Raw genomic sequence first — 25,843 nt, 5'->3', positions numbered from 1 at the left:
ATCGAAAAGACCCACTTACTCATTCTGGATGACTTTGGCCTGCAGCCTCTCAATGCCGATACTAGGATGGCAGTACTCCAGATTCTGGAGGACCGTTATCAACGTAAAGCAACCCTGATCTCTTCTCAGATACCAGTGGCTCAATGGCATGATTACATCGGTGATCCCACACTGGCAGATGCTATTTTGGATAGATTGCTGACCAACTCCCAAAAAATAGAATTAAAAGGTAAATCACTCAGACACCAGAAATAAAAATCCATCCCTAAATTAGCCAACAGATCCACCGGTAAAGGGGTGGGTCAGTTTAGAGCGAAACACATGGGTCAGTTTGAGTGAAATAATCAGTTTAAAGAATTTCCGGAAAAAATTAAAAATAATTTCAAAATCGCAATAGTTACCAGTTCCTTTAATCCGGCAGACAGAATGCAAGCCTCAAAATATAAAGACTTAATGGAATACATCAATAAACCAATATCTTCTGCAGACTTACTGGCGTTTCTAAGGAAACATGGGTTTTATGAGGATTGAAGAAATTTCCCAAATGTAAATTTGACTGAAAATAACCCAATTACTGACCTCACACTAAAAAGTAAATCTATTTCCACCGTATCCCCCCGAGCAACGTCATATTTTCTGCGTCTTTTTGCTCTAGTAGGTTTGAAGCAAAAACAAATCGATGAAAAGTTGCAAGTCAACAAGAAATGGAAGCGACGGCTTCTTTGATATAGGTGCTGTATCCGAAAAAGTACTGGAGGTAGATGTTTTCTGTAATCTGTTCGACTGTCTCATGGTCATCCAGATTCAGCAGGTGCTTGATCATCACTGCTCCAATCAGAATCCCGGGATTTAGGCCAGGCCTGCTGGTTGATTTTGCAGGATGGTACTTGTTGAACAGGTTGACCAAATCATCCCAAAGGATCCGAGCACTCAGGACTACCCATCGGTTGCTGGGATCGAAAAACGACATTTTAAAGTTTATCAGCAGACCCTATTTATTTTTGAATCTATAATTCAATCAAAAGACAAGCTGTCTAGATTGATTGCAAAGACCGGATAACTTCAAAAAAACTGAGGAATAAAATAAAAGCGGAAGCGAATCTTTTGATCACGGGTTTATCCATTCACTTTTTCCTGTATCCCATCCAGTTCATAAGGCTGGATGAGCGCATCAACCGGTAGTTTCAAGAAGGCCGAAAGATTTCTAACCATATCAATGGTCAAACTCCTCTTTCTATTCAAAATAAGGCTGACTGTAGTTTTGCTTCCTATTGCCGGGATTAGATCTTTGTCCTTGAGACCTTTCCTGTCCATTGTTTCTTTTATGGCCTCAATGGGATCAGGCAAGGCAATGGGATAATGCTCCTTTTCGTATTTTTCGATTAATGTAACCAACAATTCTGCCTCCATTCCTTCAGCACTGTCGGGATCTGCCTCGAAGATTTCAGAAAGCCTTGCAAGGGATTCCTCATACTCCTTTTCTGTCGTAATAGTCTTTTCCCACTTCATAATTTCAATTTGATTTACAAGTTTAAAATTGGTCTACGTTAGTTGCGTCCACTTTGTCATATTCGGTGTGGGTCCCGATAAATTTGATAAAAACCCACTGCCTCAATTAGCTGATCTGAACGATTAACCGATATTTATTTCGGGCAATGTTAAACACCACCCTATTGTTTTTAACTGAATCTGCATCAGGAAAATCCTGAATCACATCTGAAGGTTTTTGCCATACAGAATTTTTAGTGATAGCAATCCAGGTTTCAATGCTTGATTTTGAATCTGGATGCTTTTGGTAAAACTCAGTGAGATTTTTGATCGCAATAATGTTTTTCAAAGCCAGCTATTTAAGAAACAGTTGAAGATAGTAAAAAGTTTTCATTATGAAAACTTATGAAAACAAAATTCTAATTCTTCAACCTCCCATTTCAACTTTGCCATATCCATTTCAGGTTAGAGCTTATTTTTGAAGTTCCAAACTGATAGGTAAGGACTTTTAGCTGATAAGTCAGCCCCAAAGTTCGATTATCATATACGAATGTCAGCCGATTCCACTATATTCAGTTAGGCTAAAAAATTATTTCCGTAACCTCTTCCCCCAATCCATTTCGAATGAAAACCCTTTTGATCTTTCTTTTTCTTCTGTTCCACACCGGAGCTTTTGCTCAAAACTTGGCTAACTCCGACGAAACTGAAATCCAAAACCTGATCCAAAACTCCTTCGATGAACTCTTTTCCAATTTGGATGCAAAGCAGTTGGGTGACTTCTATACCCCTGATTTCTTACTTTTCGAGCAGGGGGAAATTTGGGACATGGCTTTTATCCAAAACTACCTGACTCGGGCTCAGGCCAATCCCAATCCTCCAACCCGAACCAATCGTTTTGAATTTATTCAAACCAAAGTAGAAGGAAATCGGGCTTGGGTGGGCTATTGGAATTATGCGACGATCACCCGGGATGGAGAAGTGATCCGTGAAATCAAGTGGCTGGAAAGTGCCACAGCAGTGAAAACCAATGCAGGCTGGCGATTGGATATGCTTCATTCGACACGAGTGGAAAAGCCTTGAGTTTAATGAATGCAAAAAGCGGATGTTTCAAAAGAGCTTTTACTGTCAGCCTGAGCGGAGTCGAAGGCGGTTTCTGTTGAATCAGACCACATTTCGACTTCGCTACCGATGACAGCTTGTATTTAATTTTTTAAAAAGGAATATTATAGAATTTTATTCCGATTTGGAGTCTTTAAATCGTTAGACATTGATGATTTAATTATGGTTCGGGATTTAGGTTAAGTATTTTTTTTATTCGTTCTTTTGGCATGACCCAAAAGAACCAAAAGGTCAAGATTTGCCAAAGCTCCCACCGCACTAGGCCGAACGCTGGCTCGCTGGCAAATCCTCCCACCGCGCCCTTCCGATCAATGTTTTGTCTAGCCAGGCACCATATAAACCTAAGTTCCCATTTTATCGGCCTTTGGCAGGCTAAACCCTGTCATTTCCATTTTGTATGTTTACCGAATATTTCCAACTCTATGTGACAAACAGCAGTTATGAGACAGCCTCTTTTTTAAATAGTTAGAATTCTCTTATAAAGAGCTTAACCAAACAGTTTTTCCAAAATTTTATAGGTGATCAGGTAAGTTGGGCGAACGCCCTCCATTCCCAAAGCTCCCGAGGCCAAGGTACTTCCCGTCTCTAGTGGGTTGTCCGACGCATAATAGGCATAGAGCACTTTCACATTGGAGCGGATGCTTTTTCGGATTTTGGAAGCGGATTGGATGGCTTTTTGATAATGCGCCCCTTCCATCTCCAGTCCCACGGCATGCCAGGAAGACTTCATGAAATAGGTGAGGATATCCCGGTTTTGCAGGGATGTGCCCAAGACAGTTACCATTGATCCGGTATAGACTCCCAAGCCATATCCTTCGAAGTCTGCTTTTTTCAGCTCATTTCTGAAGGGATAATTATCGGCAGTTCCTTCGAACACGTGTGAATCCGGAACCATTAAGTCTCCTTTTCCGCCGTGTAAAATTCCTGCTTTCCCCATAATGGAAGTCGAAATGACATTCAGTGAATATTCCTTTTCGCCTACATTATATTTTTTCAATAATTCGTCAAAGCACTCATAGGCCTGCTCCCCAAAAGCATAATCCATTACCACGAAAACCGGACGCTTTTCTTTTTCTTCCGGAAGGGAAACACCAGGGATTAGGGTCGATTTTTCCAGCCAAGCCGTATCAATGATCTGTGCTCCGATATTCGTACCTGACTCGTCAGGAAGATCGATGAATCCATGTTTCTCCGCATATTCACGAATTTTCTTACCGTGGTTATTTTTTGCTTTAACAGAAATATCCATCACTACCTGCTCGATTTCCTCATATGACTTCAATCCCAATGCCTGATGACCATAGATGGTATTCTGGACGCTGTGAAGATTGGCTGAGATGATATGAATCGGACGTTTAAGCAGATCCAGATTCAGTAGCGTTTCCTTGATTCGGTCTGCCCAAAGTTCTCCATAGACATGATGCCCCACTCGTTCTCGCAAGGTCGCAGAGAAGCTTATCTCACGATCCAATCCTTCTGTCGCTTCATCCATGGCCAGTTTCCCGAGGTAATACACGATGGAAAAAAGACTGTTTGAATTACTGCTACTCTCAAACTTATCTACTGCGTCTCGGGTCTCTTCAAAAGTTCTTCCGATCAAATGGCTCAAGTAAGCACTGGCAGATTCTTTGTCAAATTCCTCCCCATCCTGTTCCTTTTTCACAAAATCAGCCAGCATGGTCCAATTGGAAGAAAGTCTACCTTTTGGGTCGGAGCTGTTTCGCAGAATTTTTTGGGATTCGATGTATAGAAATGTAAGGTGAGTCAGGATATCGTAGATGTCAGACCGACCACGGGTCATCTCCACATACATAATCTGATGATCCAATCGATAGCAGTTACGCTTTCTTTTAGCCGGGATGAGTGGTGTCAAATGGGAGGTTTCATAACCCTCCCGACTGATCAAGCGTACGTAGCGGCATTCCTCAATCCCTCTGGGCAGACGCTCCATCACATAGAGCAAACCATCGAGTTCCAACTTTTCGGAATCGGTAACCAAACCATAAATTTCCGGACTTAAAGTCATCAGTGCACTTATAAGTCCTTCACCGGAAACACCTAATGGCTTGTAGCCACCTCTGTTAAAAAGATGGCGCATTGTTATGTATAATCGCTCAATGGCGGCTCTGGACTCTTGTGCTCTGGTTCGTTTCATTCTGATTTTTTAAAAAGGTTAAATGCTACAAAAGTAGTCCTTTTTGGCGAACTTAATCCCTCCTTTGCTTAATTGACTGTAAAGAATGGATTTTTGAATTGCCAATATTATTAAAACCAGACCTTTAAAAAACACTTCCATTCTTTCTCCAGACCCCATACACCCTTTCCCTACCCTAAACTCACTTTTTTAACTTCTCCCCAAAATACTTCTTCAGCTTTTCAACTTTTGGGCGGACTACAAACTGGCAATAGGGCTGCATTCCGTTCAGAATAAAATAGTCCTGGTGGTAATTTTCAGCCGGATAGAAATTGGTGAATGCGGTAATCTCAGTCACGATGGGATTGTCAAAAACCTTACTGCTATTCAGTTCAGCTTTATGTTTAGAAGCAATTTCCTTTTGAGTTTCATTATGATAAAAAATAGCCGAGCGGTATTGCGGGCCTGCATCTCCTCCCTGTCTGTTGAGTGTAGTGGGATCATGTGTTGCCCAAAAAACTTCAAGTAAATTCTCCAAGCTGATTTTCCTTGGGTCAAAATAAACATTGATAACCTCTGCATGTCCGGTCGTCCCGGTACAGATTTGCTTATACGTTGGATTGGGAATAATCCCCCCTGCATATCCGGAGATGACTTTTTCCACCCCTTCCAATCGCTGGAAAACAGCCTCGGTGCACCAAAAGCAACCCGCACCAAGCGTAATCAGCTCAAGGCCGTCCGGAATTTCAACAGATGTTTTTGGAAGTGCTTGCTCTAAGTTCATGTGGATTAAATTTAAGGGATAACACCAGGGTAATCACTTTGGTTTGGCAAGTCCGGAAATCCTCACAGGACCTCCGGGGTTCTGGTTAGGGTCGATGGGATTACCCTTTTGAGTCAACTCAATCAGTCCTTCACGGTACATCTGCATCATCTCTTCGCGGATATCCGGCATAAAAAGCTCCCAATCCTGCGGAAATAGCTGCCGAACTACCTCGGATGGGCAAAATGTTTTCTTCTTTCTCCTTCTACAAAAATCCATTATGGCTGTTCGGAGTACTTCCACGGACATTTTTTTTAATGGCAGATCATGACAAATGCGGGTGGCAAATTTCGCATAGTGAACTTAGTTTCAATTTTTGAAAAGTATTTTCCGAAAAGTTTTTTTAGCAAATAGGAATAGCAAATCTGGATAAATTTCCCTTTTTCGTTGAGTGAGTTTTTGGTATAGTATAGAATCTGATCTGTAGCATCCTTGGAGATTAAACTAAAAGGCAGGGACGACAAAACATAATCCACTTTTCTTCCTTTCAGATAAAGCTCTAAATTCTCTGCTGAATCACAAATTATTTGGACATTCGGCATGGGAAATTGCTTTTCCATGGCATCACAAAAAGATCGGTTTATTTCAAATACCATTAGCTCTGCATCGGGTGAAAGTCTGTCCATGATCCCTTGTGTGATACTTCCATCCCCACCTCCAAGTTCTACCACTAACTTGGCATTGGCAATATCTGTGTATGAAAGCATTTTATTGACTAAGGCTTTGGAGCTAAAGGTAAGTGCCCCGGTAGTACTTAAATTGGAGTAAAGCTCCAATAACAAATCTGATTTACTCATATATTTGAAATAACGGCTGAAGATACCCTGTTTTGCCTTATATTAAATCTCATCTTCCAAAAACTTAACCGCACAATATGGCCCAAAAGGCTGAAATTCGCTCCACACTCCCACTTCGTGTACAGGAAATTTTAAGGAATTTTTGGGGTATGGCCCTGATTTTTACCGGATTGATTATCCTGTTTCGAATTGCCGAGGTTATTCTGGTATTTCAAACACATGTTTTAAATTTTCCTATCGCTGAAGTCCTTTGGTCAGGTTTATATCAGGATGCCGGCTGGTTGTTCTATTTTCTGGGACTTCTATTTATAATTTATGGAATACTAAGTCTTATTTCTGCGCTTTTAGCACGAATCTTACTTCAGATAACACTGACCATTTTTCTGATTGCTCACTTGGCCCTGGTATTTTATTTCACGAAGACACTAATGCCGCTCGGAAAGGATCTTTTTGCCTATAACTGGAATGATCTTGTATTGACTGTATCCGCCTCAGGCCAGTTGAATACACTTAATCTGATTTTTGGAAGTTTGGTTATTGCTTTGATTTTGGGCCTACTTTATCTGGGGATCAAAGTTTCCGGGTTTGGACTGAAATTCTACGCAGGAATGACGGCCTTTCTTTTTCTCGGACTTTTGATCATGACTTTGATTCCCAGAAATTCCAATTTGGATGCCGATGAAACCAAACGGAATATTGCGCTGAATAAGTCCAAATATCTGACAGAAGAATCCTTTGACCACTGGATGTATGGAGGCGAGTTTTATTTTGATTTTTACCTAAGAGGAACAAACGATGATCTGTTGGTGAAAAAAGATTTTACCAATGACGAGTTTCCATTTCTTCATAAGAACAATTATCCTGACGTATTAAGCCCATTTTTCGATAGTCTGACGCAAGCTCCCGATCTGGTTTTTATTTTTGTGGAAAGTCTTGGAAAAGCCTACTCCGGAAGAGATGCGTACCTGGGAAGCTTCACCCCATTCCTTGATTCACTTGAACAGCACAGCCTTGTCTGGACCAACGCGTTATCCTCAACAGGACGTACTTTCGGACTGCTCCCAGGTGTATTTGGAGGCCTGCCTTTTGGTGAAAAGGGGTTCCTCGAACTCTATCAGGATTTCCCACATCATCAATCGCTCCTCAGCGTTTTGGGGGATAATGGCTACGAGACCCGATATTTTATTGGAGCTGACAAAAATTTTGACCGGGTAGCGGATTTCCTAAACTACCAAAAGCCAGTTCAGCTGGAAGATGAGTCTACTTTTTTGCCACAATTCAATAAAACACCTTCTAAAAGCGGCTTTTCCTGGGGGTATCCCGATAAGGATCTTTTTCTGAACGGACTTCAAAAACTGCCCAGCGAACGAACAGCCCCTCAACTGCGGATCTTTCAAATGCAAACCTCCCATGATCCTTACATTGTTCCGGAAAGAGAATTTTATCAAGAAAAACTCCAAAATCACCTGCGCAATTACCTAAATCTGAGCAATGCAAAAATCTCCGAATATATGTCCTATCAGGACATCTATATGACCATATTATATGCAGATGATGCAGTGAAATTGTTCATCAATGCGTATAAAAATCGTCCTGAGTTTTCCAATACCATCTTCATTATTACGGGCGATCACCGGCTTCCCGAAATCCCCATGGTCTCCAGGATTGATCGGTTTCATGTGCCCCTGCTTATTTATTCACCCTTGTTGAAACGCAGGGATTATTTCAAGGGGGTAGCAAGTCATTATGAAATTACCCCTTCGCTTTTGGCCATGCTGGAAAAACAAAACCTGGTGACACTTCCAGAGGAAGTTATCTGGCAAGGACAGGTATTGGACACCGCAAGAAACTTCCAATCCCTATTGGCAATGCCCTTGATGCGAAACAAAAACCAACTTCTGGACTACATTCACGGAGAGTTCTTTCTTTCCGACGGTCAGGTTTTCCTTGTTTCTGACGGGATGAATATTGATCCAATTGAAGACAATGACGCACTTAACAGACTAAATGGAGAGTTTGAGGAATTTAAAAACAAAAACAGCTATATGGTCCAAACCAGAAAGCTTTTACCAATTCGGTAGCAGGTTTTCAATTTGTTAGTTGGATTCTTTTTTGCTTTTGTCTAAGACCTGAGTAACTAAAGGAAGGTAGTAATTCCAGAAAAAGCTCTGACGATCCGTATAATCTGAGGCAACATAAAGCCCACGCCAAAGCGTAGGCATTCCATAGAAACGATGGGACCCAAAGTCCCCTCTTATGTCAGAAAAGTCTCCGGAAAAATAGAATTGACTGCCTTTTTCAAAATTCCTGACGATTGCAGCCGGAAAAAATCTCGGTAATCCCATGCTCCTCATTCGTTGTAAACCCTGTGAAGTGGGAGCAATATCATAATAGGAAATCACTTGATAGTCCCGTTCGATCATCACCACATCAAACCAATCTGGATACGGTACCACTTCGGGCAGTTTGAATCCATGTTTGTTAATTTTCTGAGTACGAATAAGTGGGATCTTGTTTTCATAATCCCGAGTATGAACAAAAGCCTCAATTTCACCGCTTTCTTTAATGAAAATCAATCCCGGGCCGCTTAGATTCCAAATTTCGTGTTGACGTTCGTATTGCCGGATCATCCAACCGGGAATATCTCCATTGACCAAGGTATCCAATTCATCGAAGTAACGACCAATCCATCCCGTCCATTTGATCCCCATCAGATTTTCAAATTCCGTCCGAATTGCTTTTGGCGTAGGCGAAGCAATTGAATTGTACTCAGCCACTACCACTTTGCCTTCCTCCTTGGCTATTCGCAGCATTTGCAAATCAGCATAGTCCAAGCCTCCATAGATTTTTTTAGTGATCTGGACATTCTGCCTATTCGAAAAATCACCTTCATACACTCCATAGGTGTCGGCAATGTATAGGAGATCTTGCTGTCTGACCAGAGCCCGAATTTCGTCCTGAGACTTACCTTTCAGATCTTTAGACATTCCAAAATCCTGCTTTCCAGTGGGGAAAAACCCCAAATAATCCTTGTCAATCTGATAAAATTCACCATCGGATTTTTTGTATTTTAAATGATTTAAGCTCCAAAAAAGTCCAGCATGCTCTTGGTAACTCTGATTTATCACAGTTTTGTTTATAACCAAAATATCCAGCTTTTTGCCCGGCAATAAATGCCAGATTGCAAAGCTGAACAGTGGAAGACCCACAAACAATAAGAATAGTGGCCAAAGCCGAATAAGGAAACCCTTTAATTCTTCTTTCATAATGCTTCTGCCTAGAATCGGTACTCGAATCCGAGGGATAAATTAAGGTTATTTCTAATATTGTCTGCACTCAATTCATCGCGACTGTATCCAGTGAATCCATAAATCATAAACTTTGGAGAAATCAGCTGTTGATAGCCAATTCTTGCTCGGTAGGAATTGAGCAATTGGGATTGGTCCCGTGTTTCTTCGTCCGGTGATACCCCTGTACCGAGCTGAATGCTGAAGAAATCTTCAGCCGTCTTGAAATAATATCGAGCCGTAAATTGTGTGGAGGTACTCGCCCCTAACGTTGGATCAGGAACCACATTTAATCTCAGATTTAACCACCAGTTTCCGGTGTATTTACCAACAGAACCGGTAATTATATGGGTGACAGCCGAAAAGCCGAGATATCGATATCCACCTTCTAGCTCCCATCCTTTTTCCAAATTATGGAAATAAGAACCACCAAATCTGAATTTTGGAAAAAAGGATGCTCCCGAACCCCCGACATTAAAATAGGCGTACCCGTTTTTCCCGATGGAAGGATACGCGTCCAATTCTACCAAAGTCCCAAAATTATCGAATCTGGCTGACTGAGTTACACGGGCGATCAGGGCTCCGGTCAATTTTGTACGGGTCCTTCCGTAGAACGACCAAGTATGCCAAGGTTCAATGGCTCCCTCAAATGTATCGTAATCATAGGTAGCTCCCACAGCATTTACCTTTCTGAAGCGCTCGAGGTTTTTCATGTAGCCCAGCATCCCCTCAGTTTTGAAGCCCTTTTTAAAGAGGGGATTAACTAATTCAAAAGCCTCCTTATATAGCTCACGATAGTAAAATAGGCGGGATTCCCGGTAGGTGATTTCATCCGGAATTGAAGTTCCAAAACTGGATTTTGCCCGGCCAAGAATCTCATCCGCTTTGTTGTAATTTTCTGACCAAAATAAATTATCCAAGTAAGCGACATACCCGTCAGAATAAGTTGGAGAGGCCACTATTGCACGTTCCAGATAAATATTGGCTGAGTCATTTTTCCCTTCCCAAGCATAACTTCTTCCTACCAAAATCAAAATATCGGCGTAGTTTGGATACTTATCCAAAGCTCGAAAGGCAATTTTTCTTCCTTCAATATACTTTTTCGAAAAAATCAACTCTCTTGCTTGAAGTAATAGTTCGTCAGGATCAAATGAATCTTGGGCCATCAAGGAGTGGGTCAAAACAAGCAGAGAAAATACAGCGATAAATAATTTTTTCATCAGCTCGTAGATTGTGGAGTTAAATTTTTCTTATCCTCTGCCTTTTTGAAGCCGGTTCGGATCATAGATCCCCATCCCCCTTTACCCTTAATGAAATCAAAATGACCCTGAAGTCCCCATAGGACGATTTTCGGGTGTATTACAAAAGGCTCAATAATGATCATCCAAATTAATTTTCTCAAATCCTTCTTATCCTTGTAATTGTTGAAAGCAATCTGCTCATATAGTACACTGAAAGATGAGACCAGCAATGACAATAAATACATCATCACTAATAAGGCGAAAAAATAGACTGCACTAAAATCTCCCGTCACCAGCAAAACTAGCGTATAAAGTACCCCAACAGATTCGAGAATAGGTGCGGACTTTTCGAAAATCGACCAAAAAGGGTAGGAAATCATTCCCAGAATACCATATTTCGGATTGAGTCTTAGCACCTGATGAAGTTGAAGTGTCTCTATGGTTCCTCTCATCCATCGGTTCCGCTGTTTGGATAGTATCTCCTCACTTTCAGGAACTTCTGTCCAACATAATGGATCAGGTACAAAGCCGACTTTATGTGGTATCTTTTGTTCTTCCATATACCTTCGCATGCGGACAATTAATTCCATGTCTTCCCCTACCGTCTTTGGAAAATATCCCCCCACTTTTCTAACCAAATCCTTACGGAAAAATCCAAAAGCACCCGAAATCAGCATCAGTCCGTTGATGCGGGACCATGCCATCCGCCCCATCAAAAAGGCACGGAAATATTCGATTACCTGAAATCTTCCAAGTAGTGACTCGGGAATTCGATAGGTCGTCACAGTCCCATCCTGCACATCGCAATTATTTGCTATGCCGATCACTCCTCCTACTGCGATTACTTTTCGGTTGGTCTCCTCCATGAACGGACGGACCATTCTGGAAATGGAGTCGCTCGAAAGAATACAATCCACATCGATACAGGCTAAAATTTCCAGTTCGGCAATATTAATTCCTGTATTTAAAGCATCAGCTTTCCCCCCATTTTCCTTATCAATGACAGTGAGTCGACGGAAAGACATGTTTTTGGAGCGGTAAACACCCCTGACTGGCTTGGTTTCAATCTCAGGGTTATAGGCATAATTGGTCTTCTCCAGTTCAAAAAAATGAATGAGTTTTTCCAGTGTATCATCTTTTGAGCCATCGTTTATCAGGATGACCTCAAACTTTCCATAATGAAGAGAAAGTAGGCTTTGCGCATTTTGAACGATATTTTGGCCTTCATTATAGGCCGGAGCCAGAATGGACACGCCGGGTGCAATCGGTGAGGTGATGATATCCCCATAATCAGCAAATCTGTTTTTACGAAGGTAATCCCGCATTTCCAGAGCACTCAGGATCATCAAAATCAAATAAATCAAAATGACGGAGAAACTAAGGATCAAGAATATCAAGCCCAAAATCTCCAAAATGAGAAAAAACAAAAAGCTATACATGCTGCAACATTGGGTCTAAAATGTGTTTTCTGATTTCTATCGTTTCTGTTTCAGGATTTGTGGATGTAGCTAGTTCAAAGCGGTCTCTATCCAAGTCATAGAGACTTTTCAAAAAGCCATGTTTTCTTCTGAAATCTGTCTCAACTGCAATCAATCCGACCAAAATATCTGCTGAAACTGAATCCCCGATTGATCCGGCAGCTTTGGCCGCAGCCATTGACAATTCTGCATTTTCAGACTTCAGGCAATCATTGATAAAACCCACCTCCATGTGGGCTCCCAAGGTGGAATAGACTTCCAAAATTTCGATTTTCTCTTCGTCAGAAACCTCGCCAGATCGGGCTGCCAGATGCTCAATCAGGTCCACCCTCCCCAACACACTGACCAATTTATATCCAAAAATGCGAATGCTTGGATTTTTGGAATCAAACAAAATTTGGAGTTTGAGATCTTTTTGATGCCTTACAAATCTGATAATCCGAAGGTAATTCATCTGCTGCCAAAGCGACAGCGGGAAGGTTTGATCCCTTAAAAATGTCAGATCCACTTTTTCAGACAAATTAAGTAAGGTGGCAACAGCCTGTGATCTGATATGAAAATTTGAGGAATTGGCGTGGACTTTTACCTTTGGCAAAGCTTCAACCAAATCCATTTCATTAATTTGTACCAAACCCATTGCTACCTTATCCCATTCGGAGCTGCTGAGTGAAATCAAAGAAATCTTATCTAAGCTTAGTTTTTTAAAAATAGCCTTCAGCTTTTCTTTAAAATCTCCTTTCATTTTTTTATTTAAACCGATGATCCGATCTATCAGGACATCCTTATACAGCGGCTTCGCCAGCATCTCTTCAGGAAAATACTGATAAATATCGTCGAACTTCATTAGCTCTATTTCTTCCTTCTCTTTTTCAAACAATAAGGAAGTTAAGGGGTCAATAATTAGCCGATCATAATCCTTGCGGAGCTTTTCCACCTTATTTATTTTGGCTTTCATAAAGATCATAGCCACAATCATAGAAGTTGCAATTATCAGAAAAAAGGAGATAACCCCAGTGACTATAAAAAGCTTATAATCAGAAATAAACCTCAACTTAAACCGCTGCATGGGTAAATATGGCACGTAGGATGCCAGAGAAACCAAATCATCAGACGGAGCAACATCCTCAAACTGGACTAAAAGATCTCCGCTTTGTATCCGATTTGATAAGTATTCCCTCGTGGCAGCAACACTTGATACTTCAGAAAATACCAAATAGTGCAGTTTGTATTGAAGGCTATCATTGAGCAGAGACATTTCTATTTGCCTGATCTGACCAAAGTCCGAAAAAAGCTTGGATAAAAAACCCGAGTCAGTTTTGGAAAATAAATAAAGACTGTCTGTCAGGAGCCTATCCGAAATTAGCTTCTCCTTAATTTGAAACCTGTAACTGACTCCGGGGATTTCATTTTGCAAGATCAAAAAATCACGAAATCCAATAGAATCCTCCGGAATCAAGTTTTCCTGAGCACGAGTTAATCCGGTGATCAATGAAAATAATCCTATGGCAATCCAGCGTACTTTTCTCTTCATTGGATCCTATTTAAGAACACGTTTGACACGGATAGCCAATTCATTGGGATTAAATGGCTTGGGTATGAAATCAGCAACTCCAAGGTTGAATGCCTCTAAAACCACTTGTTCCTCTTCACCAAGAGAACTCAAAACTATAATAGGTATATCGGGTTGGGTTTGCTTGGCATAATGAATGATTTCAATTCCACTTCTAAAAGGCATCATTACATCAGTGATGATCAGGTCAGGCTTAAGTTCGTCAATTGCTTTGATACCTTCATTGCCGTCACAGACTAAATGGGTTTCATAGCCGTCCTTTTTAAGCCTAAACTGCACCAAACTGGAAATAAGCAAGTCGTCCTCGATTATTAGAATTTTTTTCATGTGTGGGGGTGATCCTAGCTTAAATATAGCATCAAAGAATAATATCCAATTCATTTAAACCACTCAAATAAGAAGATTGACACTGAGATGTAAATAACAGGCACTTTATCGCATTTCATGATCGGCTTAAGACCATTAATCAAAAAAAAAGTTTCGAAAAATAATTCCTCCTAGAAGCTGAAATTGCTTTTGTTAGCTTGCTTGTTGAAGAATAACCATCAAACGAATGAAAAGACAATTTCTGAAAGCAGGATTCGCCGGTTTGCTGATATCGGGTTTTCTTTCGCATGCTGCTTGGTCCCAAAGTGACCCAACAGGAAAGCGGAGAATTACCAATACCTACGCGATAACGAACGCTACAATTTTTGCAAGTCCCGGACAGCCGGGTACCAAGGCTACCATTCTGTTCCGTGAGGGAGTAATTATCGGAATGGGTCCCAACCTATCCCTTCCAAAAGAAGCACAGCGCATCGCAGGAGATTCTTTATTTATTTATCCTGGATTCATTGACGGAGCAAGCTCTGCAGGAATTACCAAACCCAAGGACCCGGAAAGACCAAAGGATTTTGTATCCTCCAATCCACCCGACGAAATTGCTGGCATTACCCCTTGGAGATCGGCTACAGATCAATTTTCAATCACCGGAAATCAGGTCGATGATTGGAGAAAGGCAGGTTTCACGATTTCTCAAGTGCTTCCAGATGGGGGAATGATCCCTGGAAAAGCAGCAATCATGATTTTAGGGAATTCTGGTTCTGTCAATGTAATTCAGGAAAATACAGCGCTGGCCGCCAATTTTTCAGGAGCAAGAGGAATGTATCCAGCGACGGCAGCCGGTGTAATAGCCAAGTTTCGCGATGTGTATCATAATACCACCCTCGCATTGGATCATTCCAGGCTATTTGCCTCCACATCCGGTGTAAAAAGACCTGAAATGACCCCTACTCATACTGCAATGGCTGCAGTGGTTCAGGGACAAATTCCGGTAATTTTCAAAGCCGAAACAGATTTGGAAGCCAGAAGAGCTATTGCCTTGCAAAGGGAATTTGGCTTTAAACTGGTACTGGCAGGTTTGGACAACTATGAAACTGTTATCGACCTGATCAAGAGCTCTGGTACAGCAGTCCTAATCAAACTTCAGGTACCGGATGATAAAGCCATAAAAAATCAAAAATCAGACAGTGTTACCACAGCTACCAAAGCACAATATGCAAGGGTGAAAGAAGCCTACGATAAAGCATTGAAGCAGGCATCACTTTTGGAAAAAGCCGGTGTTCCTTTTGGATTTTCCACCCTTGATGCCAAGCCCGGTGATGCTATGAAAGCCCTAAGGACAATGATCAAAAATGGTCTGACCGAAAAAACTGCTTTGGCGGCTTTGACTACCAATCCTGCAACTATCCTCGGAATCGGTAAAATGGCTGGAACGATAGAAAAAGGGAAGATGGCAAATTTTGTCATCAGCACTGATTCAATTTTTAAGGAAGAGTCTCAAATCAAGCATGTCGTAGTAGACGGGTATATTTTCGACTATGAAGTGAAGAAAAAATCTGTAAATGGAGACGGTAAAACTGAAAATGAACCGGCTGCTATCGCAGGACAGTGGGACTATACATCTCAAACTCCTGCAGGCTCATCTGGAGGTGAGTTGATTATTGCTAAAAACGGAGTTAAATACACCGGAACGATCACCTATGCCGATCCATCAGGCAATGGCAAAGTTACTGCCCCAATCAAAAATGTTTCAGTCAGTGGTAAGAAGCTCACATTTCAGTTTGATGTCAATGCCGGCGGCATGTCTCTTACCGTGGACATCACAGGAGAAATCACGGGAAATGCCATGGACGGAACCATGAGTGTTGGCCAATTTGGATCATTCCCTCTGACTGCAAAACTCACCACACCTAGCCTTACTCTTTAAATTATGAAATCGAGCACGACGCAATCGACACCCACAGGAGAGATTATGATTCAAGCGAGATTCCCTGTCCGAATACAGGCGGGCATGTGGCCTTTGAAAAACAATTATAAACAGATGAAAAAGCTCAATTTAATACTTGCTGCTTTATTGGGACTGGGCTTAAATTATTCCAATGCCCAAACCCAAAAAGGCAACGTTTTAATCAAAAATGCCACTGTACTCACAGTCACCAAAGGAAATCTGGAAAACACAGACGTGCTGGTTCAAAATGGAATCATTCGTCAGGTAGGCAAGAATCTCTCCGCACCTGCAGGAGTAGAAACTATCGATGCCAGCGGAAAATACCTTATGCCCGGAATTATCGATGCACACTCCCATGTCGCCTTGGATGTGGTCAATGAAGCCTCCTCCCCGATCACTTCCGAGGTTAGGATGAAAGATGTGGTCAATCCCTTTGAAATAGGAATTTACCGCGCCCTTGCCGGTGGAGTGACAATCTCCCATGCCATGCACGGTTCGGCAAATGTGGTCGGCGGACAAAATGCGACACTCAAGCATCGTTGGGGGGCAAAAGATCCCTCCGATATCATCATGCAGGATGCACCACGTACAATCAAGTTTGCTTTGGGTGAAAACCCCACCCGAGTTCACGGACGTGGAAACGGAATTCAGCCAAGAACCCGAATGGGTGTTGAAGCTGTTTTGAGAAACGGATTCAATGAGGCCATTCAATACAAAAAAGGATGGGAAACTTACAATACCGCCAAAGGTCAAAAAGGCAATACCAAAACGCCTCCTGTCTATAATGAGCGTCTTCAAACTTTGGCTGACATCCTGGACGGAAAAATCATCATTCATTGCCACTCCTACCGTGCCGACGAAATCTACATGCTGATCAACGTAGCAAAAGATTTTGCAATCACTAAACTGGTATTTCAGCATACGAATGAGGGCTTCAAAGTCGCACCGGAAATCGCCCAATACACCATGGGTGCTTCAGTATTTGCAGATTGGTGGGCTTACAAAATGGAAGTCTATTATTCCACTGCATTCAACGCAGCCATCCTTCAGCGAAATGGAGCGATCACTTCCATAAATTCTGACTCAGCTGAGCTGATTCGTCACTTATACCACGAAGCTGCCAAAACACAGCGCTATGGTGGATTGACAGATGAGGAGGCTTTGGCCATGATCACGATCAATCCCGCCAAGCAATTGGGAATTGACGACAAAGTAGGTTCGATCGAAGTGGGCAAGCAGGCAGATTTGGTGATTTTCGAAGGGCATCCGCTATCGTCTTACACTGTTCCGCAGATGACTTTTGTGGATGGAGTCAAATATTTTGACATCAAAGCAGATCCTGATGATCAGCGCCAATTTGTAAGTGCTACCGAAATGGTAGAACCGATTTTCCTGCATACCCATGAAAATCATCAGTGTCTACAGGATGTGGATGCATACTTTGAAGCATTTCAGGGAGCTTTCATTGAAGAAAAACATTAATCACCCCGAAAATTCAGACATATCATGAACAGAATTTCAAAAACCCTTTGTGCCTCAATGCTAGCCCTGCTTCCAGTGGCTGCCATGGCTCAGATCGACGGGGAATTTGTAAAACCTCGCACAGGAAAGTTCCTCCTGCAAAATGCCACCGTGGTGACTGTCACCAAAGGAACCTTGACCAATACTTCTGTTTTGGTCGAGAACGGAAAAATAGCCCAAGTGGGAACCAATATCAGTACTGCCGGTGCTGAAGTAATTGACTGCACCGGGAAGTTTATATACCCCGGAATGATAGACAGCGGAACCCGTCTCGGTCTGGTGGAAATAAGCTCCATACCAGAAACTGTTGATTATGCAGAATTGGGCAATGTAACTCCAAATATGCAGGCACTGACAACAGTAAATCCAAACTCAGAAGCCATTGGAGTCACCCGGGTTTCCGGAGTAACAACTGTACTTACTGTCCCGACAGGCGGGCTTTTCCCGGGAACAGCAGCACTGATAAACCTCAATGGTTATACGCCGGATCAAATGTATGGTGGTTTCAAAGCTGTGGTGATGAACTTCCCAAGCTCAGGACGTCGTGGTAGATTTGACCGCAGATCAGATGAAGATGTGCAGAAGGATTCCGAAAAAGCATTAAAAGAAGCCAATGAAATCTGGGGAAATGCAAGTAAGTACTTGGAGCTGAAAAAATCAGGTGCTGAGTTGCAGTTCTATCCTGAAATGGATCAATTGGCAAAAGCAGTTTCAGGAGAACTTCCATTGTTGATTGTAGTGGATGCAGCCTCCGACATTCAAAATGCCATCAAGTGGGTGGAAGGTAAAAACATCAAGGTGATTTTCTCCGGTGTTGCCGAAGGATGGAGAGTGGCGGATGAGATCGCAAAAGCCGGAATACCTGTCATCACAGGACCTGTACAGGATCTTCCTACACGACAGTCTGACCGCTATGACACACCTTATGCCAATGCAGGCAAAATGGCTAAAGCTGGGGTAAAAGTTGCACTGCGTACAGATGAAGAAGAAAACGTAAGAAATCTGCCTTTTCATGCGGCATTTGCTGCTGCCTATGGACTGGGAAAGGAAGACGCCCTGAGGGCGATTACGATCAATCCAGCCGAAATCTTTGGTATCGCTGACCAATACGGATCTGTGGAAGCCGGAAAGCGGGCAAACTTGATAATATCCACCGGAGATCCCTTGGAGACCAAGTCCCAGATTTTGCACGTCTTTATTGACGGATACATGATTCCGATGTCAAACAGACATATTCGATTGTATCAGGAATTTCTTGAGCGATCACCTGGCTTGAAAGCTAATTAAACTCACAAAGGCCATGGAAACTTATTCTATGGCCTTTTTAGTTTTTATTGAAAAATTGGAAAATTCCAAAATTGGAAAATTCCATTTCCTGATTTTGATTCAAAACCCAATTTTTCAATCTTTCAATTTTGTAATATTTCAATCCACACCATGAAACAAACCTTACTCACCTTAACAGCCGCCTCCCTCCTATCCTTGAGTGCTTTTGCCCAGCAGGATGGATTTCTGTCCAGCCAATTGGCAAATCAAAAGAAATTTGAATCCGACTATCTCAAGGCGGTCGATTATGATCGATTCAAAATTCATTTGGCCGAACTGACCAAAAACCCGCACATCGCAGGAACACCTGAAAATGAATTGGTCAAAGACTATCTGGTCAAAATCATGGGAGAAGCGGGCATGGCTGTGAAAGTCTGGCCTTACGATGTCTATCTGCCTAACCATCCCGGCAAATCAGAATTGCAGCTAATTTCACCGGTTCAGATGACCCTCTCCCAAAAAGAAGGAGAAATTGAGGAAGATCCATTTTCAAAGGATCCAAGACTTCATTTGGGCTTCAATGCTTTCTCCGGAAGTGGGGATGTCACTGCAGAAGTGGTCTATGTGAATTATGGAACTCGGGAAGATTTTCAGAAACTGGAAGAAATGGGTGTGCCGCTCGAAGGAAAAGTAGCCATCGCGCGCTATGGCGGCAACTTCCGGGGATACAAAGCCAAATACGCTGAGCAATACGGCATGATCGGGCTTGTAGTCTACACCGATCCTAAGGACGGTGGATTTACCCGCGGAGAGGTTTATCCCAAAGGGCCGTTTTTCAATGAAACCACCATCCAGCGTGGCTCAATGTTGACCTTGGACTACACCGGAGATCCATTGACACCCAATGTCCCCGCTCTTCCCTTGGATGGCCCTGAGAAAGTGAAACGTCTGGATCCAAAGGATGTCGCTTTCCACACCATTCCTGTGACTCCTATCGGATATGGTGCTGCCAAAGAAATCCTGAGTAGAATGACTGGTTCTGAAGTTCCTGAATCCTGGCAGGGCGGCCTACCATTTAAGTACCGAATCACAGGCGGAGAAGAGCTGAAGGTCCGTGTAATGGTCGATCAAAAGCCTGACTTTATCCGCGCAAACAATGTCGTCGGAACGTTCAAGGGAAGTGAATTTCCGGATGAATGGATCATTCTGGGAAGCCACTACGATGCCTGGAGCTTTGGTGCCACAGATCCCAATTCAGGTACAGCCATGCTCCTGACTTTTGCAGAAGCCTTGGGCGAATTGTATAAAAACGGTCAAAAGCCTGCCAGGTCAATCCTAATCGGTCATTGGGATGCGGAAGAGCAAGGCGTGATCGGTTCCACTGAATGGGTGGAGCATCTCAAGAATGAACTCGGTGCCAAAGCCATTTCCTACATGAACTTTGACGCGGGAGTTTCAGGTAGAAATTTCGGTGCCTCTGCCGCTCCTACCCTTAAAAAATTGATCATTGACGCCTCCAAAGAAGTCATGTATCCGGATTCTGCCAAAACAGTATTTGAAATCTGGGCCGGTAAAAACCCCGAACCCGGTATCGGTAATCTTGGGGGCGGTTCTGACCATATTGCATTCTACATGCATGTCGGTATTCCTTCTTTAAGCGGAGGCTCTGGTGGACCTACAGCCTACCATTCCAACTATGACAACTTCCATTATTACTCCAAGTTTTCGGATCCAAGCTTCAAGATGGGTGGAGCAGTTGCCCAACTGTTTGGTTTGGTAGCAATCAGGCAGGCAAACGCAGCCGTGATCCCTTATGATGTGCCGCGCTACGCAAAAGATCTAAAAGGTCACTTTGAGCAAGCCGTGAAAAATGTAAAAACTATTGATGCCAATTTCGCTGAATTTGATCAGGTCAATACAGCTTTAGCGAAACTGGAAGCAAGTTCGACAGCTTATCAAAGCGCATTGAATGGAGCACTTGTATCCGGAAAGGTTTCTGCCAAAAAGCTCCAAAAGGTCAATACCGGGCTGATCAGTTTGGAGAAAAGTTGGATTGATCCCAAAGGAATGTATTATGGCGAATGGTACAAGTCGCTTTATGTGTGCAATGATCCTTTTTCAGGCTATGCCTCCTGGATTTTACCCGGCATCCAATATGAGGTGGCAATCAAAAATACCGCACGACTGGAAGAATGGGACACGCGATACGCCAGGGCAATTTTGAACTTGAGTAAAAAGATTGACAAGCTGAGTAAGTTGCTGTAGGTGAAAAAGGCAGTAATCTGTATTTGAAAATTCTAAACCGCCGAGTTTCCACTCGGCGGTTTTTTCATTCAAAGAGATGTGCTTAAATTAAACACATGGAAAACAAGGATATTCGTTGGAAGCAACGATTTCAAAATTTCAAAAAAGCATTCTACCAATTGGAAAAGGCAGTTAACACTCCTGATTTAAATGAGTTGGAACGGCAAGGTCTGATTTGGAAGAAATACTATGAAGTCCTCCACCCTACAAGAAATTACCGCATCCGAATTGGGATTGAAGGATGAACAATTGGAGGAAATCCGAAGCTTTGCACAAAAAATTCCGGCTATTGAAGAAGTAATTATTTACAGTTCAAGGGCAAAAGGAACCTATCGGCCTGTTAGTGATGTGGATTTGGTTTTGGTGGGAAAGGATCTCAAACTGGCAGACCAACTCTCCTTTTGGAATGACTTGGACGACAGCTATCAACCTTACTTTTTTGACGTGTCGATTCTACATCAAATCCAGAATGAATCTCTTTTGGAACATATTGAACGCCTCGGGAAAAGGGTCTACAGACGTTTAATTTAGCTTTGTGGAATGATTCATTTCCCAAAAGCCTAGCCCGTTTTTCCTTACCGTATATGCAAGGCTTTAATACCTCAATCCTAATTTTAACTCAATAAATTTCCGCTGTGCTTGACAATTCTGGGCTACCATAATTTTAAGGTCTCAGTCTGGATGAGTTTTCCTTTCAGCTTCACGCTGTATAGGTTAATGAATTGACCTTCAATTCTTTCATTACATATTCTTAATAGTAACTTAATTTTTTTTAACAATATTTTATCGTTCTTTAGTAGTGATTTTCACCCTTAAATAAATAGAATCCGTGCTAAATTCTACTACTGTTGCCGACACTTTCCGGCTGTCAACGCTAATCTTATTATTTCTTTGTTCCCCAGCGCAGTCGGAACAAGTGAGTTTTTCATCAAAAGAATATTCCATTGAAGCTTCCGACACAATTTTCCGGCGTGCCACTAATTCACCGGGATATCTGGTAGTAAAAGAAGCCGATTGGGACAGGCTTAGAAAAATCTGGATCGATTCTTTAAAGCAAAATGAGGAGTTGATTATTCGAGAACAGAAAAAATACAACGCTAAAGTTGATTCGATTCAACAAGTCCTAATTTCCGCAAACATTCAGGACGCTAAACCAGACACAAACCCAAAAAACCCTTCAGATTTCACCATCCCGATATTGGCTCTTAGCCTTGGACTGTTAATTATTTATGGAGTGGTGATCACTATAAAGCTCCTTAGTCAAAAAATTGGAGTTAAAACCCACATCGATCGCTTGGAACAAATTGAAGAGGATTTTGAACGGCATAAAAGAAATAGCATAGAAAGGGAGCGGAAACTTATGCGGGAACTTATTGATGTCCAAAATGAACTTGAGGAAGAAAAGTCAAGACAAAATCAAGATTCTGAATAAAGTTTATATTATTATCCACTTTTCCACTAGTAAGCGAATTTTCGATTGGTTAGGGATCGGATGTTGGATCACAGATATCCGATGAGTCCAAAATCAAGTATTTCCTAGAATTTTCTATGCTATAATTTAAGCTACTGATAAGATTGCAGATATACTTAAAGTTTGATTTTAAATCTAAATCTCAGACAGCCCTATATCTATTTATTCATATCTCGATTTTTAAAATCTTGTAAAAAGCCTCTCCATCCAAAGTCATTCCCTCAACCCTTATTCTGAGCTTATTTACTCCATAAGGCACTTTTACTTTCGTCCTATAAATCCCATCTGAAGTTTGAGCATCCGGATCCCAAAAGATGGTCGGTTTTTTCTTCAGGTACTGGTCTGAGGGAGGATCTTTGGGAAATTCAGAAAAGCTTGAAAATCCCTTTACCGTAAAAATCTGGAAGCCTTCAGAATTAAACTTTCGGTCTGAATTCGGGCCAGTTCTAGCGCCTTTTTTGGTTTCGATCATAATCACTCCGGAATAGCCTGCCATCCCAAATATGACATTACTGATGTTGTCATTATAGACTTTAATTGAGTGCAATTGTGAAGGTTCGAAACCCAAGAGCATTTCCCTGAAAGCATCCTTTTCCATAAATGCCATTGAAACCCCATCTATGATCAATAGCGGTGATCCGGTTGAATCTCCATAGGTATAGTTTCTGAATTTCAAGGAGGCTATATTAAATCTCAGAAGGCCCAAAATTTCAGCCATGGTTTTGGTTTCCAAATCACTTGGACCGATCTCCTGATTGGGGTTCCCATAGCTATAGTTTCGCTGAGCCATCGTTTCCTTTTCTTTGACCTCCTCTTTCACAAATTCCTCCAAAAGAATGAAATCCCCGGCAAGATCAAACAGCGACTCAGATTCTTTGGAAATCTCCTTCAATTGGTACCTCGCCTTGGGAAAGTAACCTTTGAACAAAGGTGAGTTGAACGGTAGCAATTCCACCTTACCATAAGGTCTCCTTTTTTCATCGACAGCGGCGATAGCGATATGGGCAGTGTCCAAAAACTGAAGCCCCGAAGCCCAAAATCTCCCCGAAGAATCTGATTTTACCTGACCAAAATCTTCCAAATCATCCCTTACAACGGTGATCACAGTAGATAAGCTAGCCCGTTTCTTATCCGGAGTAAACTTCCCCTCGACAGAGATCCCATATTCAATATCAAATGGTAATCTACTATCGAAACCCACTGGCAAGGCCCTGTCCAACCAATCCAAACGGTTTTCCAATCGAAATTTTGGGTCTAGTTCTACAGCAACTGATTCTTCCAAAGCTGTGATCAAAAAATTGGCATCTACCGAATTTTCATCCGTATCCTGAAAATTCAGTACCAAATCCAAAACCCTATAAAAAACAGAATCTGAAATCGAATGATCATATACTACCGCTATATCTCCGAACAGTTCTTCCTCGGTTTCTTCCCGATGTTCGATGATTTCATTGGGATTAAGGATAGGAAAAGGGAGTTGAAAAATATCTCGTTCACCATAGTTGAGGCCCCAGCGGGTATAAGCACGAAGTAGGTAATCTCCCTTTTTTAGCGCATCAGATAGCGTCAGACCACCTGCTATTTTACCGTTTACAATGGGATAGGCCTCTTGGTGAACTACCTTCAATTGGTCATTCAGAACATCCACATAGACCACCCTGCTGAGAGTATCCTGCTTGGTGGCGTTTTGATAGAGCATTTCACCACCCAGCCAAAGACTCTCGCCGGGGTAGTAAAATGATTTATTTAAACTGATCCATGGAGTTTCTCGAAGGTTGTTAAGCGTGATGTATCGGTTTTGAAAGACTTCCAAATCCTCCAATAATCCATCAAAGCTTTTGTCCGGTACAAAATCCAGAGGAAGTGAGCGAGCCATTCGCTGCCTGCCTATAAATCCTGAAAGGACCAACTGAGTCGGATGAAGCAAAGTCCCATTTCGATCTACATCAAAATAGCCCGAAGGCGCCCAAATCCAAGAAATCGCATGATAAATATTGGTATAGTAATCATTGGGCCAGGGCTTTTTCAAATGATGGACCTCCATTCTCTCCGGAAGAAAAATCCGATAAACCCCATTGCCCAGCGGTTTGGTATAGATGAGTTCCAGATTGACCGGAATAATGGATTTTTTCAGCTCGTAGTAAAAATCATTTGTTCGGTTCTCTTTTGGAACACCGGCATTTGCCAGGTAAAATTCAAAGCCCTGAGAACCTGAATTTTTTAGCAAAAGCGAAAGCGCCAAATGTCTCACGGAATTTTGATAATTCAGTTCCTTTCCCTCCTTCCATTTCGATTCTACCAGTGAATCTTCCAAAGCAAGATTCTTGTAAAACGCCTGTCCAAAAAATCGTGAAGCATTGCGAAGCATTCTGAAATCCTGTAAATAGAAATCAATCTGATAACCCAAAGCATTGTTGACTAACTGCAAGGGCATTTGTGCAGTGGCTTGGGTATAGTTGAAACCCTTGTCCGGTTTCACCGTCGAAAAATCCAATACCCATGGATTTAAAATTTCGATGTCTTTTCCATAGGGATCGTCAGGTACAGCCAGAAAAACCTCCTTAAATTTATTGAGATTTCGTTCCCAGGATTTGTCCCGCTTTGCCTTCAGTTCAATTTCTGTAAGCTTATCTTCCAGCAGTTCCAACTCAAAATTTTGAACAATCGACAGCTTCCCTTTCCGGTTAATCGTCACGCTGACTGTACTGTATCCCACAAATGAAGCGACCAGCTCAAACTGATCGGGAATAGTTCCGCTGATGATGAATTTGCCGTCTATATCTGTCGCTGCACCTATGGTGGTATTGTTGACAAAGACATTCGCATAGGGAAGTGGAAGTCCCGAGCCTTTTTCCAAAACAGTTCCGGTGATGGTCTGCGATTGGGCTGAAAAATGAAAAATGAAAATAAAAAGCAGGACAATTCCTCTCATAAGTTTTGACTATTTCTATATGATTACTCCTTTCTTGCCACAAACCAAATGAAAAAGGGTCTGAAGCTAAATTCTATCAGCTGTGGACTCCACCACGGCGGACTAGTGTCGTCCGTTGTCTGTTGTCGATTATCCGCTTTTTA

Annotated in this window: 22 protein-coding genes; 9 read left to right on the top strand and 13 right to left on the bottom strand. The window is 42.1% G+C overall.

Going from position 1 to position 25,843, the window contains the following annotated elements; translation table 11 throughout:
* A partial coding sequence (locus BLQ81_RS02560) for an ATP-binding protein (RefSeq protein WP_175454154.1) occupies positions 1-255 on the top strand: 255 nt, incomplete at its 5' end.
* Positions 256-694: 439 nt separating this feature from the next.
* Here the strand turns inward: BLQ81_RS02560 and BLQ81_RS02555 are convergent.
* The 3 genes from BLQ81_RS02555 to BLQ81_RS02545 form a co-directional block, all read right to left on the bottom strand.
* Positions 695-970, bottom strand: coding sequence for a transposase (locus BLQ81_RS02555; RefSeq protein ID WP_245693139.1), 276 nt, complete (start codon positions 968-970; stop codon positions 695-697).
* Between the two features lie 146 nt (positions 971-1,116).
* Entirely contained in the window at positions 1,117-1,509 is a 393-nt protein-coding gene (locus BLQ81_RS02550; protein ID WP_092728387.1) for a helix-turn-helix domain-containing protein, read from the bottom strand.
* A gap of 106 nt (positions 1,510-1,615) precedes the next feature.
* Complete coding sequence (locus BLQ81_RS02545; RefSeq protein ID WP_245693138.1) at positions 1,616-1,837, bottom strand: type II toxin-antitoxin system HigB family toxin; 222 nt, start codon at positions 1,835-1,837, stop codon at positions 1,616-1,618.
* 275 nt (positions 1,838-2,112) lie between these two features.
* On the opposite strand from BLQ81_RS02545, the gene BLQ81_RS02540 reads away from it, so the two are divergent.
* A complete protein-coding gene (locus tag BLQ81_RS02540) occupies positions 2,113-2,568 on the top strand; it encodes a nuclear transport factor 2 family protein (protein WP_092728386.1) in 456 nt (151 codons plus the stop codon).
* Positions 2,569-3,094: 526 nt separating this feature from the next.
* Here BLQ81_RS02540 and BLQ81_RS02535 read toward each other — a convergent pair.
* From BLQ81_RS02535 to BLQ81_RS02520, 4 genes are all read right to left on the bottom strand, one after another.
* The gene (locus tag BLQ81_RS02535; protein ID WP_092728385.1) at positions 3,095-4,762 is read right to left on the bottom strand and encodes a DUF6909 family protein; all 1,668 of its coding nucleotides are present in this window, start codon (positions 4,760-4,762) and stop codon (positions 3,095-3,097) included.
* 181 nt (positions 4,763-4,943) lie between these two features.
* The gene (gene msrA / locus BLQ81_RS02530) at positions 4,944-5,525 is read right to left on the bottom strand and encodes a peptide-methionine (S)-S-oxide reductase MsrA (protein ID WP_092728384.1); all 582 of its coding nucleotides are present in this window, start codon (positions 5,523-5,525) and stop codon (positions 4,944-4,946) included.
* A 33-nt stretch (positions 5,526-5,558) separates the two neighbouring features.
* On the bottom strand, positions 5,559-5,807 hold the full coding sequence (locus tag BLQ81_RS02525) for a DUF3253 domain-containing protein (RefSeq protein ID WP_407640235.1): 249 nt from the start codon (positions 5,805-5,807) through the stop codon (positions 5,559-5,561).
* 11 nt (positions 5,808-5,818) lie between these two features.
* Positions 5,819-6,361, bottom strand: a complete 543-nt coding sequence (locus BLQ81_RS02520) for a class I SAM-dependent methyltransferase (RefSeq protein ID WP_092728382.1) — start codon at positions 6,359-6,361, stop codon at positions 5,819-5,821.
* A gap of 77 nt (positions 6,362-6,438) precedes the next feature.
* On the opposite strand from BLQ81_RS02520, the gene BLQ81_RS02515 reads away from it, so the two are divergent.
* Positions 6,439-8,442 carry an LTA synthase family protein gene (locus tag BLQ81_RS02515; protein WP_092728381.1) on the top strand — a complete coding sequence of 668 codons (2,004 nt, stop codon included), beginning with the start codon at positions 6,439-6,441 and terminating at the stop codon, positions 8,440-8,442.
* Positions 8,443-8,457: 15 nt separating this feature from the next.
* Here BLQ81_RS02515 and BLQ81_RS02510 read toward each other — a convergent pair whose 3' ends face one another.
* Genes BLQ81_RS02510 through BLQ81_RS02490 form a run of 5 tightly spaced genes read right to left on the bottom strand, consistent with a single transcriptional unit; the run spans position 8,458 to position 14,264 of the window.
* Positions 8,458-9,627, bottom strand: coding sequence for a hypothetical protein (locus tag BLQ81_RS02510; RefSeq protein WP_092728380.1), 1,170 nt, complete (start codon positions 9,625-9,627; stop codon positions 8,458-8,460).
* Between the two features lie 11 nt (positions 9,628-9,638).
* Positions 9,639-10,868: a YaiO family outer membrane beta-barrel protein gene (locus BLQ81_RS02505; protein ID WP_092728379.1), complete on the bottom strand. Its 1,230-nt coding sequence runs from the start codon at positions 10,866-10,868 to the stop codon at positions 9,639-9,641.
* The gene (locus BLQ81_RS02500; RefSeq protein ID WP_092728378.1) at positions 10,868-12,328 is read right to left on the bottom strand and encodes a glycosyltransferase family 2 protein; all 1,461 of its coding nucleotides are present in this window, start codon (positions 12,326-12,328) and stop codon (positions 10,868-10,870) included. The genes BLQ81_RS02505 and BLQ81_RS02500 overlap by 1 nt, the downstream gene beginning before the upstream one ends.
* The gene (locus tag BLQ81_RS02495) at positions 12,321-13,898 is read right to left on the bottom strand and encodes a HEAT repeat domain-containing protein (protein WP_092728377.1); all 1,578 of its coding nucleotides are present in this window, start codon (positions 13,896-13,898) and stop codon (positions 12,321-12,323) included. The genes BLQ81_RS02500 and BLQ81_RS02495 overlap by 8 nt, the downstream gene beginning before the upstream one ends.
* Before the next feature lie 6 nt (positions 13,899-13,904).
* Positions 13,905-14,264, bottom strand: a complete 360-nt coding sequence (locus BLQ81_RS02490) for a response regulator transcription factor (protein ID WP_092728398.1) — start codon at positions 14,262-14,264, stop codon at positions 13,905-13,907.
* Positions 14,265-14,490: 226 nt separating this feature from the next.
* Here BLQ81_RS02490 and BLQ81_RS02485 point away from each other — a divergent pair, with 226 nt between their 5' ends.
* The 6 genes from BLQ81_RS02485 to BLQ81_RS02460 all read left to right on the top strand — a co-directional run bounded on the left by BLQ81_RS02485 (position 14,491) and on the right by BLQ81_RS02460 (position 22,729).
* On the top strand, positions 14,491-16,185 hold the full coding sequence (locus tag BLQ81_RS02485) for an amidohydrolase family protein (RefSeq protein WP_092728376.1): 1,695 nt from the start codon (positions 14,491-14,493) through the stop codon (positions 16,183-16,185).
* Positions 16,186-16,299: 114 nt separating this feature from the next.
* Positions 16,300-17,688 carry an amidohydrolase family protein gene (locus BLQ81_RS02480; RefSeq protein WP_092728375.1) on the top strand — a complete coding sequence of 463 codons (1,389 nt, stop codon included), beginning with the start codon at positions 16,300-16,302 and terminating at the stop codon, positions 17,686-17,688.
* Between the two features lie 24 nt (positions 17,689-17,712).
* Positions 17,713-19,014: an amidohydrolase family protein gene (locus BLQ81_RS02475; protein WP_092728374.1), complete on the top strand. Its 1,302-nt coding sequence runs from the start codon at positions 17,713-17,715 to the stop codon at positions 19,012-19,014.
* Between the two features lie 150 nt (positions 19,015-19,164).
* A complete protein-coding gene (locus tag BLQ81_RS02470; protein WP_092728373.1) occupies positions 19,165-21,258 on the top strand; it encodes a M28 family peptidase in 2,094 nt (697 codons plus the stop codon).
* 228 nt (positions 21,259-21,486) lie between these two features.
* Positions 21,487-21,828, top strand: coding sequence for a nucleotidyltransferase domain-containing protein (locus BLQ81_RS02465; RefSeq protein ID WP_092728372.1), 342 nt, complete (start codon positions 21,487-21,489; stop codon positions 21,826-21,828).
* Positions 21,829-22,213: 385 nt separating this feature from the next.
* Entirely contained in the window at positions 22,214-22,729 is a 516-nt protein-coding gene (locus tag BLQ81_RS02460; protein WP_092728371.1) for a hypothetical protein, read from the top strand.
* A gap of 205 nt (positions 22,730-22,934) precedes the next feature.
* Here BLQ81_RS02460 and BLQ81_RS02455 read toward each other — a convergent pair whose 3' ends face one another.
* On the bottom strand, positions 22,935-25,700 hold the full coding sequence (locus BLQ81_RS02455; protein WP_092728370.1) for a carboxypeptidase-like regulatory domain-containing protein: 2,766 nt from the start codon (positions 25,698-25,700) through the stop codon (positions 22,935-22,937).
* Positions 25,701-25,843 lie beyond the last annotated feature (143 nt).

This window comes from Algoriphagus alkaliphilus (genome assembly GCF_900103735.1).
In the GTDB taxonomy this organism is placed as follows: Bacteria; Bacteroidota; Bacteroidia; order Cytophagales; family Cyclobacteriaceae; genus Algoriphagus; species Algoriphagus alkaliphilus.
The sequence above is the reverse complement of the archived record's forward strand: the minus strand, read 5'-3'. Positions and strand labels throughout refer to the sequence as shown.

What these genes read in the sequence shown, in the direction of transcription:
- BLQ81_RS02465 (WP_092728372.1), top strand. Translation starts at nt 21,487, where the DNA reads ATGAAGTCCTCCACCCTACAAGAAATTACCGCATCCGAATTGGGATTG.
- BLQ81_RS02500 (WP_092728378.1), bottom strand. Translation starts at nt 12,328, where the DNA reads ATGTATAGCTTTTTGTTTTTTCTCATTTTGGAGATTTTGGGCTTGATA.
- BLQ81_RS02475 (WP_092728374.1), top strand. Translation starts at nt 17,713, where the DNA reads ATGAACAGAATTTCAAAAACCCTTTGTGCCTCAATGCTAGCCCTGCTT.
- BLQ81_RS02495 (WP_092728377.1), bottom strand. Translation starts at nt 13,898, where the DNA reads ATGAAGAGAAAAGTACGCTGGATTGCCATAGGATTATTTTCATTGATC.
- BLQ81_RS02510 (WP_092728380.1), bottom strand. Translation starts at nt 9,627, where the DNA reads ATGAAAGAAGAATTAAAGGGTTTCCTTATTCGGCTTTGGCCACTATTC.
- BLQ81_RS02540 (WP_092728386.1), top strand. Translation starts at nt 2,113, where the DNA reads ATGAAAACCCTTTTGATCTTTCTTTTTCTTCTGTTCCACACCGGAGCT.
- BLQ81_RS02535 (WP_092728385.1), bottom strand. Translation starts at nt 4,762, where the DNA reads ATGAAACGAACCAGAGCACAAGAGTCCAGAGCCGCCATTGAGCGATTA.
- BLQ81_RS02505 (WP_092728379.1), bottom strand. Translation starts at nt 10,868, where the DNA reads ATGAAAAAATTATTTATCGCTGTATTTTCTCTGCTTGTTTTGACCCAC.
- BLQ81_RS02555 (WP_245693139.1), bottom strand. Translation starts at nt 970, where the DNA reads ATGTCGTTTTTCGATCCCAGCAACCGATGGGTAGTCCTGAGTGCTCGG.
- BLQ81_RS02470 (WP_092728373.1), top strand. Translation starts at nt 19,165, where the DNA reads ATGAAACAAACCTTACTCACCTTAACAGCCGCCTCCCTCCTATCCTTG.
- BLQ81_RS02485 (WP_092728376.1), top strand. Translation starts at nt 14,491, where the DNA reads ATGAAAAGACAATTTCTGAAAGCAGGATTCGCCGGTTTGCTGATATCG.
- BLQ81_RS02520 (WP_092728382.1), bottom strand. Translation starts at nt 6,361, where the DNA reads ATGAGTAAATCAGATTTGTTATTGGAGCTTTACTCCAATTTAAGTACT.
- msrA (WP_092728384.1), bottom strand. Translation starts at nt 5,525, where the DNA reads ATGAACTTAGAGCAAGCACTTCCAAAAACATCTGTTGAAATTCCGGAC.
- BLQ81_RS02550 (WP_092728387.1), bottom strand. Translation starts at nt 1,509, where the DNA reads ATGAAGTGGGAAAAGACTATTACGACAGAAAAGGAGTATGAGGAATCC.
- BLQ81_RS02455 (WP_092728370.1), bottom strand. Translation starts at nt 25,700, where the DNA reads ATGAGAGGAATTGTCCTGCTTTTTATTTTCATTTTTCATTTTTCAGCC.
- BLQ81_RS02490 (WP_092728398.1), bottom strand. Translation starts at nt 14,264, where the DNA reads ATGAAAAAAATTCTAATAATCGAGGACGACTTGCTTATTTCCAGTTTG.
- BLQ81_RS02515 (WP_092728381.1), top strand. Translation starts at nt 6,439, where the DNA reads ATGGCCCAAAAGGCTGAAATTCGCTCCACACTCCCACTTCGTGTACAG.
- BLQ81_RS02480 (WP_092728375.1), top strand. Translation starts at nt 16,300, where the DNA reads ATGAAAAAGCTCAATTTAATACTTGCTGCTTTATTGGGACTGGGCTTA.